The organism is Pseudomonas sp. Leaf58, from assembly GCF_003627215.1.
In the GTDB taxonomy this organism is placed as follows: Bacteria; Pseudomonadota; Gammaproteobacteria; order Pseudomonadales; family Pseudomonadaceae; genus Aquipseudomonas.
Genome location: NZ_CP032677.1, coordinates 4,278,515 through 4,295,753, shown reverse-complemented (window position 1 = coordinate 4,295,753; position 17,239 = coordinate 4,278,515). Strand labels below are relative to the sequence as shown.

The 17,239-nt window shown below is 63.3% G+C and carries 17 protein-coding genes; 9 read left to right on the top strand and 8 right to left on the bottom strand.

Going from position 1 to position 17,239, the window contains the following annotated elements; genetic code table 11:
* The first annotated feature begins 82 nt into the window (after window positions 1-82).
* Window positions 83-775, top strand: coding sequence for a uracil-DNA glycosylase (gene ung, locus DV532_RS19975; RefSeq protein ID WP_056802016.1), 693 nt, complete (start codon window positions 83-85; stop codon window positions 773-775).
* A gap of 57 nt (window positions 776-832) precedes the next feature.
* Here ung and DV532_RS19970 read toward each other — a convergent pair whose 3' ends face one another.
* The 5 genes from DV532_RS19970 to DV532_RS19950 all read right to left on the bottom strand — a co-directional run bounded on the left by DV532_RS19970 (window position 833) and on the right by DV532_RS19950 (window position 6,267).
* Complete coding sequence (locus DV532_RS19970; protein WP_056802019.1) at window positions 833-1,864, bottom strand: AbrB family transcriptional regulator; 1,032 nt, start codon at window positions 1,862-1,864, stop codon at window positions 833-835.
* Window positions 1,857-3,371, bottom strand: a complete 1,515-nt coding sequence (locus DV532_RS19965; protein WP_056802021.1) for a tripartite tricarboxylate transporter permease — start codon at window positions 3,369-3,371, stop codon at window positions 1,857-1,859. Before DV532_RS19965 ends, DV532_RS19970 begins: the two co-directional genes overlap by 8 nt.
* 3 nt (window positions 3,372-3,374) lie before the next feature.
* Window positions 3,375-3,833: a tripartite tricarboxylate transporter TctB family protein gene (locus DV532_RS19960; RefSeq protein ID WP_056802023.1), complete on the bottom strand. Its 459-nt coding sequence runs from the start codon at window positions 3,831-3,833 to the stop codon at window positions 3,375-3,377.
* Between the two features lie 117 nt (window positions 3,834-3,950).
* Window positions 3,951-4,931 (bottom strand): tripartite tricarboxylate transporter substrate binding protein, encoded by a 981-nt coding sequence (locus DV532_RS19955; RefSeq protein WP_056802025.1) that lies wholly within the window; start codon window positions 4,929-4,931, stop codon window positions 3,951-3,953.
* A gap of 46 nt (window positions 4,932-4,977) precedes the next feature.
* Window positions 4,978-6,267, bottom strand: coding sequence for an OprD family porin (locus DV532_RS19950; RefSeq protein ID WP_056802026.1), 1,290 nt, complete (start codon window positions 6,265-6,267; stop codon window positions 4,978-4,980).
* A 200-nt stretch (window positions 6,268-6,467) separates the two neighbouring features.
* Between DV532_RS19950 and DV532_RS19945 the strand changes: the two genes are divergently transcribed.
* Entirely contained in the window at window positions 6,468-7,139 is a 672-nt protein-coding gene (locus tag DV532_RS19945) for a response regulator (RefSeq protein WP_056802027.1), read from the top strand.
* Window positions 7,132-8,511 carry a sensor histidine kinase gene (locus DV532_RS19940; RefSeq protein WP_056802028.1) on the top strand — a complete coding sequence of 460 codons (1,380 nt, stop codon included), beginning with the start codon at window positions 7,132-7,134 and terminating at the stop codon, window positions 8,509-8,511. Before DV532_RS19945 ends, DV532_RS19940 begins: the two co-directional genes overlap by 8 nt.
* Before the next feature lie 93 nt (window positions 8,512-8,604).
* On the opposite strand, the gene DV532_RS19935 is transcribed toward DV532_RS19940, so the two are convergent.
* Both DV532_RS19935 and DV532_RS19930 read right to left on the bottom strand, forming a co-directional pair.
* The gene (locus DV532_RS19935) at window positions 8,605-9,411 is read right to left on the bottom strand and encodes an HDOD domain-containing protein (protein WP_056802030.1); all 807 of its coding nucleotides are present in this window, start codon (window positions 9,409-9,411) and stop codon (window positions 8,605-8,607) included.
* Between the two features lie 55 nt (window positions 9,412-9,466).
* A complete protein-coding gene (locus tag DV532_RS19930) occupies window positions 9,467-10,408 on the bottom strand; it encodes a folate-binding protein YgfZ (protein ID WP_056802033.1) in 942 nt (313 codons plus the stop codon).
* A gap of 133 nt (window positions 10,409-10,541) precedes the next feature.
* Here DV532_RS19930 and DV532_RS19925 point away from each other — a divergent pair, with 133 nt between their 5' ends.
* Window positions 10,542-10,796, top strand: a complete 255-nt coding sequence (locus DV532_RS19925) for a succinate dehydrogenase assembly factor 2 (protein ID WP_056802035.1) — start codon at window positions 10,542-10,544, stop codon at window positions 10,794-10,796.
* Entirely contained in the window at window positions 10,780-11,238 is a 459-nt protein-coding gene (locus DV532_RS19920; protein WP_056802036.1) for a protein YgfX, read from the top strand. The genes DV532_RS19925 and DV532_RS19920 overlap by 17 nt, the downstream gene beginning before the upstream one ends.
* Before the next feature lie 110 nt (window positions 11,239-11,348).
* On the opposite strand, the gene nadB is transcribed toward DV532_RS19920, so the two are convergent.
* Window positions 11,349-12,953 carry an L-aspartate oxidase gene (gene nadB, locus DV532_RS19915; protein WP_056802038.1) on the bottom strand — a complete coding sequence of 535 codons (1,605 nt, stop codon included), beginning with the start codon at window positions 12,951-12,953 and terminating at the stop codon, window positions 11,349-11,351.
* 435 nt (window positions 12,954-13,388) lie between these two features.
* On the opposite strand from nadB, the gene rpoE reads away from it, so the two are divergent.
* The 4 genes from rpoE to DV532_RS19895 all read left to right on the top strand — a co-directional run bounded on the left by rpoE (window position 13,389) and on the right by DV532_RS19895 (window position 17,186).
* Window positions 13,389-13,970, top strand: a complete 582-nt coding sequence (rpoE, locus tag DV532_RS19910; RefSeq protein ID WP_003252049.1) for an RNA polymerase sigma factor RpoE — start codon at window positions 13,389-13,391, stop codon at window positions 13,968-13,970.
* Between the two features lie 31 nt (window positions 13,971-14,001).
* The gene (locus tag DV532_RS19905) at window positions 14,002-14,592 is read left to right on the top strand and encodes a sigma-E factor negative regulatory protein (RefSeq protein WP_056802040.1); all 591 of its coding nucleotides are present in this window, start codon (window positions 14,002-14,004) and stop codon (window positions 14,590-14,592) included.
* 12 nt (window positions 14,593-14,604) lie between these two features.
* Window positions 14,605-15,570, top strand: coding sequence for a MucB/RseB C-terminal domain-containing protein (locus DV532_RS19900; protein ID WP_056802042.1), 966 nt, complete (start codon window positions 14,605-14,607; stop codon window positions 15,568-15,570).
* 209 nt (window positions 15,571-15,779) lie between these two features.
* Complete coding sequence (locus DV532_RS19895) at window positions 15,780-17,186, top strand: DegQ family serine endoprotease (RefSeq protein ID WP_372340007.1); 1,407 nt, start codon at window positions 15,780-15,782, stop codon at window positions 17,184-17,186.
* Window positions 17,187-17,239: the final 53 nt, after the last annotated feature.

Genomic DNA, 17,239 nt, shown 5'->3' with positions numbered 1-17,239 from the left:
CGAACATGCCGGTCGTCGGTCGGATCGTTTGACAAGCGAGAAGGGCTTACCTAGTGTCGCGCCATTGTTTATGGAAGGCCGCATGACTGACGACGACCGCATCAAACTCGAACCCAGCTGGAAGGCCGCCTTGCGCGCCGAATTCGACCAGCCTTACATGCACCAGTTGCGCGAATTTCTGCGCAATGAGTACGCCGCTGGCAAGGAAATCTACCCGCCCGGGCCGCTGATCTTCAATGCGCTCAATTCGACGCCGCTGGACCAGGTGAAGGTGGTCATCCTCGGTCAGGACCCGTATCACGGGCCAGGCCAGGCCCATGGCCTGTGCTTCTCGGTGCAGCCGGGCGTGGCCACGCCACCGTCGCTGGTCAACATCTACAAGGAACTGCAGCGCGACCTGAATATCCCGATCGCCAGCCATGGCTACCTGCAAAGCTGGGCTGAGCAGGGCGTGTTGCTACTCAACACGACCATGACGGTGGAGCGCGCCAATGCGGCGTCGCATGCCAAGAAGGGCTGGGAATTCTTTACCGACCGGGTCATTCAGGTGGTTAGCGAGCAGTGCCCGAACGTGGTGTTTTTGCTGTGGGGCGCGCATGCGCAAAGCAAGCAGAAGCTGATTGATGGGACCAAGCACCTGGTGCTGAAGTCGGTGCATCCGTCGCCGTTGTCGGCTTACCGTGGGTTCCTGGGCTGTGGGCATTTCAGCCGCACCAACAGTTTTCTTGAACAGCGTGGGCTGGCGCCGATCAACTGGGCGTTGCCGCCGTTGTGAGCAGCGAAACACCGCGTCGCCTTCTTCGCGGGCTTGCCTGCGAAGAAGGCGACGCGGTTATTCCGGTTTTGCATTCCACAGCCGGAACAACGGCTCTGCCAGAAACAGCACAAACAGCAGCCGCATCACCTGCAGCGCCGTCACCAGCGGTACCGACAGTTGCAAGGTCTCTGCGGTCAGGCTCATTTCGGCGATCCCGCCTGGCATCATCCCCAGGGTCAGCGAACGCAGGTCCAGCGTGGTCATCCTGCTCAGTGCCCAGGCGGCACTGGCGGCAATCGCCATGCACAACGCCGTGGCCACCAGGGTGCGCCCGAGAAATGACGGTGCCCGGCGGAAGAACGCCCGGTTGAAGTGGCACGCCAGGCCACTGCCGATCAGCCATTGGCCGACTTGGCTGGCGCCATGGGGCAGGGCGATTTGCAAGTTACCCGCCAGGCTCAGCGTGGCCGCCACCAGCAATGGCCCGAACAACCAGGGGTTGGGCTGGCGCAAGTGCTGCCAGAGCAAGGCCACGGCAACGCCCAACGGGGCAATGACCGCCAGCCAGCCCCAGCTGACGCTGCCGGCGTGATTCAGCGGCACCCCGTCACCCAGCAAGTACTTGAACAGCGCCGGCACGCACAGCACCACCGCCAACACGCGCAGGCTCTGCGCCGCCGCCACTTGGCTGAGCACCGCGCCATTGCGTGCCCCCAGGTTGACCATCTCCCCCGAACCGCCGGGCATGCTGGCGAAGAATGCGGTAGCGCGGTCCTCACCGGTGCGCCGTAGCAGCCACACGCTAATCACGCTGGACAAGGTGGTGAACAATGCGCCGAAGAAGATCAGCGCAAAATGGCTGGCCACCTGCTCGATCACCGCTGGGGTAAAGTGCAGGCCGATGCCGATGCCGATGATCCACTGCCCGCATTTGCGCCCATTATGGATTTCCGGCAATTGCCAGGGCGTCAGGCAGCGCACCAGGATAATCGCCAGCAGTGAGCCCACCATCCACGGCAAAGGCCAGCCGGCCTTGCTGGCGGCAAAACCGCCAGCAAGGCCGACCAGCCCGGTCGCGACGAACAGTGGCACTGACCGATCAGGCATCGGCCATGGCCCGGCGCTGCAGGCTGCGTTTGCGCCAGATACGCAGCAGCGGCAGGGTCAGCATGCAAATGGTCAGCACCCAGACCGACAGGCTGATCGGGCTCGACCAGAGAATGCCCAGTTCACCGTTGGAAATCGACAGTGCTCGGCGCAGGTTTTGCTCCATTAGCCCGCCGAGGATGAAACCGAGCAGGATCGGCGACAGCGGGAAGTCCAGCTTGCGCAGGATGTAGCCCATGATGCCGATGCCGACCATCAGGAACAGGTCGAACGTGGTGGCATGCACGGCGTACACGCCGATCGCGGTGATGATGGCGATCACTGGCACCAGCGCCCAGTTCGGCACCGCGAGGATGCGGGTGAAGATGCGGATCATCGGGATGTTGAGGATCACCAGCATGATGTTGGCGATGAACAACGAGGCGATCAGCCCCCAAACGATATCCGGCTGCTGTTCAAATAGCAGGGGGCCGGGGGTGATGTTGTACAGGGTCAGCGCGCCGATCATCACCGCGGTGGTGCCCGAGCCCGGTACACCCAGGGTCAGCATCGGTACCAGGGCGCCACAGCACGACGCGCCAATTGCGGTTTCCGGCGCAGCCAGGCCGCGGGCGTCGCCTTTGCCGAACTTGCCGCTGGCGCCGGCGATGCGCTTCTCGGTCATGTAGGCTACGGCACTGGCCAGCGTTGCGCCGGCACCCGGCAGTACGCCCATGATGAAGCCCAGCAGGCCGCAGCGGATGTTGACCACGAATACCGAGGCCGCTTCCTTGAAGTTGAACAGCATGCGCCCGGTGGCCTTGACCGCTTGGTGACCATGGTGGGTCTTTTCCAGCAGCAGCAGGATTTCGCTGACCGAGAACAGGCCCAGCACCAGCACCACGAACTGGATGCCGTCAGCCAGGTGCACGCTGTCACCGGTGAAACGGTACACGCCACTGTTGGCGTCGATACCGACCGCCGACAGGAACAGGCCGATCAGTGCGGCAATGAAGGTTTTCAGCGGTTTGTCACCGGCCATGCCGCCCAGGCAGACGATGGCGAACACCATCAGCACGAAGTACTCCGCCGGGCCGAAGGCGATGGCCCATTTCGCCAGCAGTGGGGCGAACAGCACCATGCCGCAGGTGGCGATAAAAGCGCCGATGAACGAACTCCAGGCCGACAACGACAAGGCCACACCGGCCAGGCCTTGGCGGGCCATCGGGTAACCGTCGAGGGTAGTCATCACCGTCGAGGCTTCGCCGGGGATGTTCAGCAGGATCGAGCTGATGCGCCCGCCGTATTCGCAGCCCAGGTACACCGCTGCCAGCAGGATCAGTGCTGATTCTGGCGGCAGGCCAAGGGCAAAGGCGATGGGGATCAGCAGGGCTACGCCGTTGATCGGGCCCAGGCCCGGCAGCAGGCCGACCACGGTGCCAATCAAGGTGCCGCACAGGGCGGTGACCAGGTTGTAGGGGGACAGGGCGACGCCGAAGCCCTGGCCGAGGTAGCTCAAGGTATCCATGTGTCAGTTCTCCAATACGCTCAGCAGGCCAAGGGGCAGGGGCACGTCCATCACACGGTCGAACAGCCAGTAGAGGAACACGCTCATGCCGACCACCACGATGGCGCTGTGCAGCCAGCGGCCGCCGTACAGGCGCGCCATGGGCAGGCCAATGAGGATGGCGCTGAGGATGAAGCCCAGCGGCTCGAACGTGGCGGCGAAGACGATCAGCAGGCCGACACAGGCGGCGATCTTGATCAGGGTCTCGCGGTCCAGCTCGGGTTCGTCGTCCTTGCGCACGATCGGTGTGGGGCGGAACACCAGGTACAGCAGGCCCACGCCCATCAGGCCGAGCATCAGCAGTGGGTAGGCGCGCGGGCCGACCGGTTCATAGGAAAACGCGGCTTGGTAGGGCCAGGCCATCACGGCCAGGGCGGCGCACACCGCTAGCAGGGCCAGGGCGAAGATGCGTTGCAGGATCATTGCAAAGTCCTCGTTTGTGGGAGCGGGCAAGCCCGCGAACTCCGGCGCTGGTACCAGGCACCGCGGTTTGCTCTTCGCGGGCACGCCCGCTCCCACAGGGATTGGTGAAAAGGTGGCTTACTGGATCAGGCCAAATTCCCTGGCCAGTGCCTTGTAGTCAGCCACTTGCTTTTTCACATAGCTGTCCAGCTCTTCGCCGGTCATGGCAAACGGGAACAGCTCGCGCTGGTCACGCAGCTTGGCGAAGTCTTCGGAGGCCAGCATCTTGTCGAACGAGGCCTTCCACCAGGCGTAGTCTTCGTCGCTTACCTTGGGCCCCAGGTAGAAGCCGCGCACGACCGGCCAAACGATGTCGTAGCCCTGTTCCTTGGCGGTGGGGATGTCTTTCATCTCGGGCTCGTCCAGGCGGTTTTCCGAGAACACCGCAAGGATGCGCATGTTGCCGCTCTGGATGTGTGGCATGGAGTCGGAGATGTCGGTCGAGCCCACCTGGATGTGCCCACCCAGCAGGGCCGTGGCGATTTCACCGCCGCCTTCCAGGGCCACGTAGCGCAAGTCACGCGGGTTGATGCCAGCGGCCTTGGCGATCAGCGCGGTCTGCATCCAGTCCTGGCTGCCGACGGTGCCGCCGGAGCCGATCACCACCTTGCTTGGGTCTTTTTTCAGCGCCGCGACCAGGTCGTCGAGGGTCTTGTAGGGCGAGTCGCTCTTGACTGCGATGGCGCCATAGCTGGTGCCGACAGCGGCCAGCCATTTCACCGCGTTCTCGTCGAAACGGCCGAACTTGCCTTGGGCCAGGTTCAGCAGCGAGCCGCTGGACCAGGCCACCAGGGTGCCGGCATCAGCCGGGCGCTGGGCGACCACGGCGTTATAGGCCACCGCGCCGACACCGCCAGGCATGTAGGTGACACGCATTGGCTTGCTGAGGATCTTTTCCTGCACCAGGGCGCTTTGCACCAGCTTGCAGGTCAGGTCGAAGCCACCGCCGGGTGAGGCGGGGGCGATGCATTCGGGGCGTTTCGGTTCGGCAGCGAGGGCGTTGCCGGCCAGCAGCAGGCAGCCGGTAGCGAGGACGAGGCGGCGCAGTGAAAAGGTCATCGTCAATCTCCGTAAGCGTTGTTGTTATTGGATTACCGCTAGGGGGTTACCACAGCGCCACGCTGTAGCTCACCAGCAGCCGCACTTCGTCGGCGTCGCGGGCAAAATTGGAGCGGAAGGTGGCGTTGCGCAGGCGCACGGCGACGTTTTTCAACGGGCCGCTTTGTACCACGTACTTCATTTCGGTATCGCGTTCCCATTCCTTGCCCTCGCCAGCTGCGGCGCGGCTGACGTTGTCACCGCTGATATAGCGGGTCATGAAGGTCAAGCCGGGTACGCCGAGGGCGGCAAAGTTGTAGTCGTAACGCGCTTGCCAAGAACGTTCGTCGGCGCCGGCGAAGTCGTTGATCTGAACGAAGTTGACCAGGTACGGGTCGGCGCCATCGACGTACGGGAAGGCGCTGTCGCCAGACAGCTGCTGCCAGGCGGCACTGACCTTGTGCCCGCCCAGGGCGTAGCTGAGCATGCCGTTGACGGTGGTGTTGTCGATATTGCCGGCCTTGGCGGCACCCGCATCGTCACTGACCGCCAAGCGCAGGTCGGCGCCGAAGGTGCCCGGGCCCCATGGCTGGGTGGCGACCATGCCGATGAAGTGCTGGCGGTAGATATCATCGAGTTGAGCGAAGTGGTAGCTGCCGGTGATGCGGTCGGTGAACTGATAGTCCAGGCCGCCCAGGGCCAAATTGTCCGCGCTGAACGAACCGCCGAAACGGCCATTCTTGTTGTTCAGCGCCAGGTCTTCCCAATTGGTGTCGTTGCGGTCCTTGGCCTTGTCCAGGCGGCCGCCGGTAAAGGTCAGGCCCTTGACCTCCTTCGAGGTCAGCAGGCCGCCTTCGAAGGTTTGCGGCAGGATGCGTCCGTCATTGGGCTGCAGGGTTGGCAGCTCGGGGATCAAGGTGCCGATCTTCAGCTCGGTCTGCGACACCTTCACCTTGCCGGTCAGGCCAAGCTTGGAATATTCGTCGGCGGCCTTGCCGTCATCGTGAGTCGGCAGCAGGCCGGTGTCGGTGCGGTCTGGGCTGGAGTCGAGCTTGATACCCAGCATGCCCAACGCATCCAGGCCGAAGCCCACGGCGCCATCGGTATAGCCGGATTCGAAATTGAGGATGAAGCCCTGGGCCCATTCGTCGCGCTTGGATTGCTGCGCGCTGGTGCCGTCGCGGAAGTCGCGGTTGAAGTACATGTTGCGGGTTTCGAAGCTGGCCGTGCTGTCGTCGAAGAAGGCGGCCTGGCTCATCGGGGCGACACCGGCGAGCGCAAGGGCGCTGACGATGGCAGAGGGGCGTGCGGCAAAGGAACGGGTAGGCGCGAACGCCTGCGGCTGCGATGACAGCATCGTCGATGACTCCGTTTATTGTTCTTATTCGTTGCACCTTGCTGGTGCTTTATTCGGCGCGAAGGGCGACCGTGGTGCGATGCTAGGCAACGAACCTTTCGCTAACCTTTCAGCGTGAAAGGTTTGTTGGCAGGGCTTCACAGGCCTGCCGACAGCGGTACACTCCGCGCCACCGCCCCCACCCAAGCAGGGAGAATCCGATGCGTGTGCTGCTGGTCGAAGACCACCTGCAACTGGCCGAAAGCGTGGCCCAGGCCTTGAAAAGCCACGGCCTGACCGTGGATGTGTTGCACGACGGCGTGGCCGCCGACCTGGCCCTGGCCAGTGAGGAGTACGCCGTGGCGGTGCTGGATGTCGGTTTGCCGCGCATGGATGGTTTCGAAGTACTGGCGCGCTTGCGCGGCCGCGGCAAGACCTTGCCGGTGCTGATGCTGACCGCGCGCAGCGACGTCAAGGACCGCGTCCACGGCCTGAACTTGGGCGCCGACGATTACCTGGCCAAGCCATTCGAACTGACTGAGCTGGAAGCGCGGGTCAAGGCCCTGCTGCGGCGCAGCGTGCTCGGCGGCGAGCGCCAGCAACGCTGTGGGCCGCTGGTGTACGACCTGGACACCCGGCGCTTCACCTTGGGTGACGATAACCTGACCCTGACTTCGCGCGAGCAGAGCGTGCTGGAAGCGCTGATTGCCCGCCCGGGCCGGGTAATGAGCAAGGAACAACTGGCCGCGCAGGTGTTCGGCCTGGACGAAGAGGCCAGCCCTGACGCCATCGAAATCTATATCCACCGCCTGCGCAAGAAGCTCGACGGCCACCCAGTGGCCATCGTCACCTTCCGCGGTTTGGGCTACCTGCTTGAGCACCGCGATGCGTGACAACGGCAGCCTGCGCGGGCGCTTGCTGGGCAACTTGGCCTTGCTGCTGGTGGTGCTGATGCTGGCCAGCGGGCTAAGTGCCTACTGGAACGGCCGCGAGGCCGCCGACACCGCCTATGACCGCACGCTGCTGGCCTCGGCGCGGACCATTGCTGCCGGCGTGTCGCAGCGTGACGGTTCGCTGAGCGCGGACGTGCCCTACGTGGCCCTGGACACGTTCGCCTACGACAGTGCCGGGCGCATCTACTACACGGTGCTGGACATCAAGCAACGGCTGATTTCCGGTTACGAGAACTTGCCGCCGCCGCCGCCGGGTACGCCGCGCACCGACGACTACCCGGCGTTGGCACGGTTTTACAACGCCACCTACCTGGGCCAGGACGTGCGGGTGGTCAGCCTGCTGAAGCCGGTAAGCGAACCGAACATGAACGGCATGGCGGAAATCCGCGTGGCCGAAACCGAGGAGGCACGGGTGAGCATGGCCCGTGGGCTGATGGCCGATACCTTGCTGCGCCTGGGTATGCTGGCGCTGGGCGCGCTGGTGATGGTGTGGTTTGCCGTGAGTGCCGCGTTGCGGCCGTTGGAGCGCCTGCGCACGGCAGTGGAGGAGCGCCAGCCGGACGACCTGCGGGCCTTGCCGGTGGTGCAGGTGCAACGCGAACTCAGCCCGCTGGTGCGGGCGCTCAACCATTTCACCGAGCGCTTGCGCGGCCAGTTCGAGCGCCAGGCGCAGTTTATCGCCGACGCTGCCCACGAGTTGCGCACGCCACTGGCGGCCCTGAAGGCGCGTGTCGAATTGGGCTTGCGCTCCTGCGAACCGCAGGAGTGGCGGCAGACACTGGAGGCTGCCGCCCAAGGCACCGACCGGCTGACTCATCTGGCTAACCAGCTTCTGTCGTTGGCGCGGGTCGAGAACGGCGCGCGGGCGATTGCCGAAGGTGGCGCGCAGCGCCTTGACCTGAGCCAGTTGGCCCGCGAACTGGGCATGGCCATGGCGCCACTGGCGCACAAACGCGGGGTGGCACTGGCCCTGGAGGCCGAGGCGCCGGTGTGGTTGAAGGGCGAGCCAACGCTGCTCAACGAGCTGCTCAGTAACTTGGTGGACAATGCCTTGGCGCATACGCCCGCGGGCGGCAACGTGATTTTGCGAGTGGTGGCGCCAGCGGTGCTGGAGGTGGAGGACGACGGGCCGGGCATCCCCGAGGCCGAGCGCGAGCGGGTATTCGAGCGTTTCTATCGGCGCAGTGCACAGGGCAGTGGGCTAGGGTTGGCGATCGTTGGCGAGATCTGCCGGGCGCATCTGGCGCAGGTCAGCCTGCATGATGGCGAAAAAGGCGGGTTGCGGGTGCGGGTGAGTTTTATCGCAGATTGATGTGTTGCCTGTGCCGGCCCTTTCGCGGGCAAGCCCGCTCCTACCCGGATTGCGTGGCCCGCCCGCGAACAGGCCAGTGCAGGCTGACACCGCTTAGCGCAACATGCTTCGCGCCTCGAGCAGCTCATCCACTTCTAGTTCGGTACCGAACGGCAACCCCAGGTGGCGGTACGCCGGCAGCGCTGCCAGTGGCCGGTGGCGGCCATGTTGGCTGATGCAGCGGGCGATCTGCACGATGTCGATGTAGTCGATCTTGTCGGTCTGCCGATCCAGGTCTTGCACCTGGCTCGGCAGGTTGACCAGTTGCTCCGGAAACTCCCAGGCCTTGAGGATCTTGTCGCCCAGCACCGGCTGGATCTGTTCGATCACGTAATGCAGGCATACCGGGTCGGACAACAGCTCGTTGTGCTCTTCGGCGTAGATCAGTACCGGCAACGCGCCAATCTGGTTGACCAGCCCGCCGAGGGTGGCCTGGTCGGGTTTCAGTTGCGTATAGCGACGGCAGATTTCGTAGCTGATACCCGCTACATCCAGGCTGTTGGCCCAGATTTCGCGCAGCTTTTGCTGCACCGCCGGCGCGCGCGCGTGGAAGATCTGCTCGATGACCAGGCCTATAGCCAGGTTGCAGCTGTAGTTTATGCCCAGCCGCGTGATGGCGGTGTGCAGGTCGGTGACCTCGACCGCCGCGCGCAGCAGCGGGCTGTTGACGACCTTGATCAGGCGCGCCGAAAGGGCCGCATCGCGACCGATCACCTTGCTCAGGGCCGCTACGCTGATCTCGCTGTCTTCCGCTGCTTCGCGGATGCTCAAGGCAACCTCGGGCAGGGTCGGCAAGACCAGGTCATCCTTTTCGATGGCATCGAGCAACTGTGCTTGAACCATCTCGGCCAGCTTGTTCATGGGCGTGTCTACCGCAGTGGGGGTGCGGCCCCGTCGCATGGGCGGGGCAGGCTGGTCAGCGCTGGATTTCCCGGTCGCGGTCCAATTCATAGGGCAGGGTCAGTACCTGCAGGCGTGGGCCTTCAAGGCTGCCCAGGTGCAGGTTGTCGTCTTCCACCGCTTCGGCGCTGAGCACGGCAAGCAGTTCGCAGCCAGCACCGTTGCCCGCCGCAAGGACCACTTCACCGACCGACGAACCATGGGTGGGCGAGAAGATCTCGGCACCCGGCGCGGGAATGGCCTGCTGGTCCAATGCCAGGCGGTACTGGCGGCGCTTGAGTTTGCCCAGGTACTGCATGCGGGCGACGATTTCTTGGCCGGTGTAGCAACCTTTCTTGAAGCTGACGCCGTCGACGGCCTGCAAGTTGATCATTTGCGGGATGAACAGCTCGCGGGTCGGCCCCATGACCTGGCCGATACCGGCGCGAATTTGCCCCAGCAGCCAGTCGTTGAGGCTGCCTTCGGGCAGCGCGGCGGCCAGCACCTGGCGAACAGTGGCGGCGTTGTCTGCCGGCACCCACAGCTCTACGCGGTCAGCGGACACGGTAATGGCGATCAGCCCTTCATGGCGCACGGTGCTGCCCGCGGCTGCTGGCACTTCCAGCCCCAGCGCCTGCAGCGCCGCGGTGCCACCCTGCAGGCCAAAACGTACCCAGGCAGCGCTTTCGTCGGTCAGCGTGGCCTTGGAGAACACGGCATACTTCTTCAGGTCGGCCAACTGGGCGTCGAGCAATTCGCAGGCCATGGCCAGCAGGTAGCCGTTGCCTTCGGGCAGGATGCGGAAGCTCGACTGCATGCGCCCCTTGACCATGCAGCGGGCGCCGAGGCCGGCGTGTTCCTGGCTGAGGTAGTTGATGTTGCAGGTCAGCTGGCCTTGCAGGAACTTGCCTGCATCGGAGCCGCGGACGGCGAGGATGCCCTCGTGGGACAGGGGGCAGAAGAAAGCGGAATCGGCCATGGGTCATCGCGGTGGCTAAAGACTGGCGGCCATCATAGAACGACGGTAACAAAATAGGTAGGTGACTAGACCAACGCCCGGTGTCGCTTCGCTCGCCTGGCTGTATACTGGCGGGCCACTCGAGGAGGGCCCCATGGTCGAACAAACTGAAATCAATCGGCTTTTCTGGCATAGCCGCCGTGGCATGCTGGAACTGGACGTACTGTTGGTGCCTTTCACCCAGGAAGTCTACGCCACCCTCAACGAAACCGACCGCGAACTCTACGTGCGTCTGTTGAGCTGCGAGGATCAGGACATGTTCGGCTGGTTCATGGAACGCACCGAGTCCGAAGACCCAGAGCTGCAGCGCATGGTCCGTATCATTCTGGACCGTGTCCAGCCCAAGTGAGTGTTTCGAGTGCCGTTGGCAAGGCTCGCGCCTGCTGCTAGCGGCCTACCTGGGTTGTCAGGTGCTGGCGTGGTTCGCCGTATGGGCGAGCCCGCTGCCCGGGTGGTTCAAGCTTTCTGTCATCGCCGCCTGTATCGCCCATGCTGGCTGGGCCATTCCCCGACGTATTCTGCTGACCCATGAACATGCCGTTGTTGGCCTGCGTCGTGATGTGCGCGGCTGGCGCGTGTTCAGCCGTGCCCGCGGCTGGCAGCCGGTGCGTTTGTGCCGGGATAGCGTCGCGTTGCCTGGGCTGGTGGTGTTGCGTTTTGTGCGGGCGGGGCGGTGGCTGGGGGAGAGCCAGTGCATACCGCAGGATGCGTTGGGGGCTGATGAGCACCGGCGCTTGCGGGTGCGGCTCAAATTCAGCCGCCGGCGGTGGGCTGAAGTTAACCGGGCATAGGTCAAGACCGAGTTGGCTTCTTCGCGGGTTACCACAGGCACAGCGCCAAGCTTGATGCCTGCGCAGTACCTGTGGGAGCGGGTTTACCCGCGAAGGCCGCGACGCCGATTTCAGAGCGGGCTGAGAATGGTGTCCTTAGCCTCGTCCAGCATGCCCGGGTAATCCAGCGTGTAATGCAGTCCGCGGCTTTCCTTGCGCTGCATGGCCGACAGAATCATCAGCTCGGCCACCTGCGCCAGGTTGCGCAGTTCGATCAGGTCGCGGCTGACTTTGTAGTTGCTGTAGAACTCGTCGATTTCGTCCAGCAGCAGGCGAATACGGTGCTGGGCCCGCTGCAGGCGCTTGCTGGTGCGCACGATGCCCACGTAGTCCCACATGAAGCGCCGCAGTTCGTCCCAGTTGTGCGCAATGATCACGTCTTCGTCCGAGTCGGTGACCTGGCTGGCGTCCCAGCCGGGCAGGGCCTTAGGCATGTTCACCTCATCCAGGTGCGCCTCAATGTCGGCCGCGGCGGAGCGGCCATAGACGAAGCACTCCAACAGTGAGTTGCTGGCCATGCGGTTGGCACCGTGCAGGCCGGTGAAGCTGGTTTCGCCGATGGCATACAGCCCGGGCACGTCGGTGTGGCCGCGGTCGTCGACCATCACCCCGCCACAGGTGTAGTGCGCCGCCGGTACCACCGGGATCGGTTGGCGCGTGATGTCGATGCCAAAGGCCAGGCAGCGCTCGTATACCGTAGGGAAGTGGCTCTTGATGAAGTCGGCCGGCTTGTGAGTGATGTCCAGGTAAACGCAGTCAACGCCCAGGCGCTTCATCTCGTGGTCGATGGCGCGGGCCACGATATCGCGCGGGGCGAGCTCTTCACGCGGGTCGAAGCGCGGCATGAAGCGCTCGCCGTTGGGCAGGCGCAGCAGGGCGCCTTCGCCGCGCAGGGCTTCGGTAATCAGGAAGCTCTTGGCCTGCGGGTGGTACAGGCAGGTCGGGTGGAACTGGTTGAATTCCAGGTTCGCCACCCGGCAGCCGGCGCGCCAGGCCATTGCGATGCCGTCGCCGCAGGCGCCATCGGGGTTGCTGGTATACAGATAGACCTTGGCCGCACCGCCGGTAGCCAGCACGGTGAAGCGTGCACCGAAGGTGTCCACTTCGCCGGTGTTGCGGTTGAGCACGTAGGCACCCAGGCAGCGCTCGCCGGGCAGGCCCAGGCGACGTTCGGTGATCAGGTCGACCGCCACCCGTTGCTCCAGCAGTTGAATGTTCGGGCACAGGCGGGCCTGTTCCAGCAGCGTGGTGAAGATCGCGGCACCGGTGGCGTCGGCGGCATGGATGATGCGCCGGTGGCTATGGCCGCCTTCGCGGGTCAGGTGGAACTCGAAGCCACCGTCGTCGACACTATGGTGCTCGTCGCGGGTAAACGGCACGCCTTGCTCGATCAACCATTCAATGGCTTCGCGGCTGTGCTCGACGGTAAACCGCACCGCATCTTCGTGGCACAGGCCGCCGCCGGCATTGAGGGTGTCCTCGACGTGCGACTGCACGGTATCGGTATTGTCCAGCACTGCCGCAACGCCGCCCTGGGCCCAAAAGGTCGAGCCGTTGGCAAGGTCGCCCTTGCTGAGTACGGCGACGCGCAGGTGGCTGGGGAGGTTCAGTGCCAGGCTGAGACCGGCGGCACCGCTGCCGATCACCAGGACATCATGTTGGAATTGTTGGCTCATGTCGGGACACTAGTATTCTTCGGAAGGGGCGCGGCACAATAGTCACGCGCCGATGGCATTGTGAAACTATCGTTAAAACTGGCCGGGTTGTCTTTATAGCAGCCCCGGGTGGCCAATTTCCATGCCACTTGCGTGGTCGCGGCAACCTTTGTGGGAACTTTCCGGTGTGGCCGGAAATCCTATGAAGGCTGCCCGCACGCCACAATTTGCCGCGGCGACGCAGGGCGGCAGGCCTGTCCGGGCTGTCCCTGCGTACTCGAAAACCTGATTATCGACGTAACCGGCCGTGACCGTGCCGCGTCTTTCCTGCAAGCCGACCAAGGGCTGCAGGAAACTTGCTTGGAGGGGAGAACTTTTGCGCAAAGCCCGAGTCTATGGTTGCAAGCCTGAACGATGGCTGTTGCAACGCTCCTTCGAGTTCACTGAGGAGTGTTCATGCTAACCCAGGAAGAGGATCAGCAGCTTGTCGAGCGCGTTCAGCGCGGTGACAGGCGAGCGTTCGATCTGTTGGTGCTGAAGTATCAGCACAAGATTCTCGGGTTGATCGTGCGGTTCGTTCACGACACCCACGAGGCCCAGGATGTAGCACAGGAAGCCTTCATCAAGGCCTACCGTGCGCTTGGCAATTTCCGCGGAGACAGTGCGTTTTATACCTGGCTGTACCGCATCGCCATCAACACGGCGAAGAACTACCTGGTGTCCCGTGGAAGACGGCCGCCAGACAGCGATGTCAGCTCCGAGGATGCGGAGTTTTACGACGGCGATCATGGCCTCAAGGATCTCGAGTCCCCAGAGCGCTCGTTGTTGCGGGATGAAATCGAAGGCACTGTCCATCGCACCATCCAGCAACTGCCTGAAGACCTACGCACGGCCTTGACCCTGCGTGAGTTCGACGGGCTGAGTTACGAAGACATTGCCAGTGTCATGCAATGTCCGGTGGGTACCGTGCGCTCTCGAATCTTCCGCGCTCGGGAGGCCATAGACAAAGCCCTGCAACCTTTGCTGCAGGAAACCTGAGACAGCGGCGATAGCCAAGAGAGGAACCGCCATGAGTCGTGAAGCTTTGCAGGAATCGCTGTCCGCGGTAATGGATAACGAAGCGGACGAGCTTGAACTGCGTCGAGTGTTGAATGCCGTCGACGATGCTGAAACCCGAGCCACTTGGTCGCGTTACCAGGTGGCGCGTGCAGCCATGCACAAGGAGCTGTTGCTGCCTAACCTGGATATCGCCTCGGCGGTGTCTGCGGCGCTGGCTGACGAAGCCGTGCCGGCCAAGGTCAAGAAGGGCCCATGGCGCAGTATTGGCCGCCTGGCAGTGGCTGCCTCGGTCACCGTAGCGGTGCTGGCCGGTGTGCGCATGTACAACCAGGACGAAATTACTGGCGCCGAGCTGGCTGCCCAGCAACCTGCCCAGCAAGGCCTCACGGTGCCACAAGCCCAGGGCCCAGCCGTTTTGGCAGGCTATAGTGAGAGCAGTGAGCAACCGACCGGGCCAATGGCCAACGGCGTGCTGCAGAACCAGGCCGGCTGGGATCAGCGTCTACCAGGCTACCTGCGTCAGCATGCCCAGGAATCTGCGCTCAAGGGCACCGAAACGGCATTGCCGTATGCCCGCGCCGCCAGCCTGGAAAACCGTTAAGTAAGGAGGATCATGCGCGCGCTACCTCTCCTGTCGCTGCTGATTAGCAGCTGCATGACGGTGCCAGCGTTGGCGGCCAATTCCTCGCCCGAGGCGAGCGAGTGGCTGAACAAGCTGGCACAGGCCGAGCAAAATCAGAGCTATCAGGGCTCTTTTGTCTACGAACGCAACGGCAGTTTCTCTTCCCATGATATCTGGCACAGGGTCGAGGGCGGCAAGGTCAGCGAGCGGCTGTTACAGCTTGATGGCACCGCCCAGGAAATCGTGCGCGTGGATGGCAAGGTGGAGTGTGTCAGCGGGGCCTTTTCCAGCGCTATTTCAGCGCCTGCGAACGCCGCGCAGCGTGTGCTTGATCCACTGAAACTGATGGGCTGGTACGATTTGAGCGTGGCGGGCAAGTCACGGGTCGCAGGGCGCGATGCCGTGATCGTGGCGCTCACGCCGCGCGACCAGCACCGCTATGCCTTCGAACTGCATCTGGACCGCACTACCGGGTTGCCGCTGCGCTCGTTGATGGTCAACGACAAGGGGCAGTTGCTGGAGCGCTTCCAGATGACCCGTCTCGATACTAACGAGCCCCCCAGCGATAACGACCTGCGCCCCAGTGCTGCGTGCAAACCGGTGCAGCAGGTTGCCCCGGCGAACAATGACAGTGTCGCTGGCTGGCGTTCCGACTGGCTGCCGCCTGGGTTCGAACTGGTCAACAGCTCGGTGCGCCGCGATCCGAAGCAAGGCAGCACGGTCAGTAGCCTGATGTACGACGATGGCCTGGCGCGCTTTTCGGTATTTCTCGAGCCGGTAAATGATGATGGGGGCACCGATACGCGCGCCCAGTTGGGCCCAACCGCGGCGGTTTCGCGTCGGCTGAACACCCCCAAAGGCAAGGTAATGGTCACCGTGGTCGGCGAAATTCCGCTGGGTACGGCAGAACGCGTCGCCCTGTCGATGCGCCCGCAGGATGCCCAGGCGCGCCAGTGATGGCACGCTTTTGCGGGTTATACCAAGGCATACGGACATGCGGCTGAAATGAAATTAAAGCATTGTCATTTGCAATCTATCGGTAAATTTTCTATAGGTCAGGCTTCTTGGAGCCTGGCCTTTCCTGCTTTGTGCAGGGGCCTTTCTAAACTACCGCTCGTTGTGACGGGAGCCGTATGTCAAACCCACGCTTGAAATCCTACCTATCGATGTTCGCCGCCGTGCTGATGCTTGGCCAGGTGCTCACCGCCCAGGCCGAGGAAGCCCTGCCTAACTTCACCACCCTGGTCGAGCAGGCCTCGCCAGCCGTGGTCAACATCAGTACCAAGCAGAAACTACCGGACCGCCGCATGGCCGCCGGGCAGATGCCTGACCTGGAAGGGCTGCCGCCAATGTTCCGCGAGTTCTTCGAGCGCAACATGCCGCAGCAGCCGCGCTCGCCGCGCGGTGAACGCCAGCGTGAGGCGCAGTCGCTGGGTTCGGGCTTCATCATTTCAAGTGATGGCTATGTGCTTACCAACAACCACGTGGTGGCCGATGCCGACGAGATCATCGTCCGCTTGTCGGACCGCAGCGAGTTGCAGGCCAAGCTGGTCGGCACTGATCCACGTACCGACGTAGCCCTGCTCAAAGTCGAGGGCAAGAACCTGCCCACTGTGAAACTCGGTGACTCCGAAAAGCTCAAGGTCGGCGAGTGGGTACTGGCCATCGGTTCGCCGTTCGGCTTCGACCATTCGGTGACCAAAGGTATCGTCAGTGCCAAGGGGCGTACCTTGCCCAATGACACCTACGTACCGTTCATCCAGACCGACGTGGCCATCAACCCGGGTAACTCCGGCGGCCCGCTGTTCAACATGAATGGCGAAGTCGTGGGTATCAACTCGCAGATTTTCACCCGCTCTGGCGGGTTCATGGGCCTGTCGTTCGCTATTCCGATCGATGTCGCGATCGATGTGTCCAACCAGTTGAAGAAAGATGGCAAGGTCAGCCGCGGCTGGCTGGGGGTGGTGATTCAGGAGGTCAACAAGGACCTGGCTGAGTCCTTCGGGCTGGACAAACCGGCCGGTGCCCTAGTGGCCCAGGTACTGGAAAACGGCCCGGCAGCCAAGGGCGGCCTGCAGGTGGGTGACGTGATCCTGAGCATGAACGGCCAGCCGATCATCATGTCGGCCGACCTGCCGCACTTGGTGGGCAGCCTCAAGGATGGCGAAAAGGCCAAGCTGGAGATCATTCGCAACGGTAAGCGCCAGAATCTAGACATCAGCGTCGGCGCAATGCCTGATGATGACGCCGATATTGGCACCGGCACCGGCGCCGAAGGCGGTGTCGAGCGCAGCAGCAACCGCTTGGGTGTCTCGGTCACCGACCTGACCGCTGAGCAGAAGAAAACCCTGGAGCTCAAGGGTGGCGTGCTCATCAAAGAAGTGCAGGATGGCCCGGCAGCGATGATCGGCCTGCGCCCGGGTGATGTCATCAGTCACCTGAACAACCAGGCCATCGGTTCGGCCAAGGAGTTCACCGAAATCGCCAAGGAACTGCCGAAGAACCGCTCGGTGTCGATGCGCGTGCTACGTCAGGGGCGCGCCAGCTTCATTACCTTCAAACTCGCTGAGTAAGCTGTAGTTTTGCCTTCGCGGGCATTGCCTAGCTTAAACAAGCCCGGTGCGTG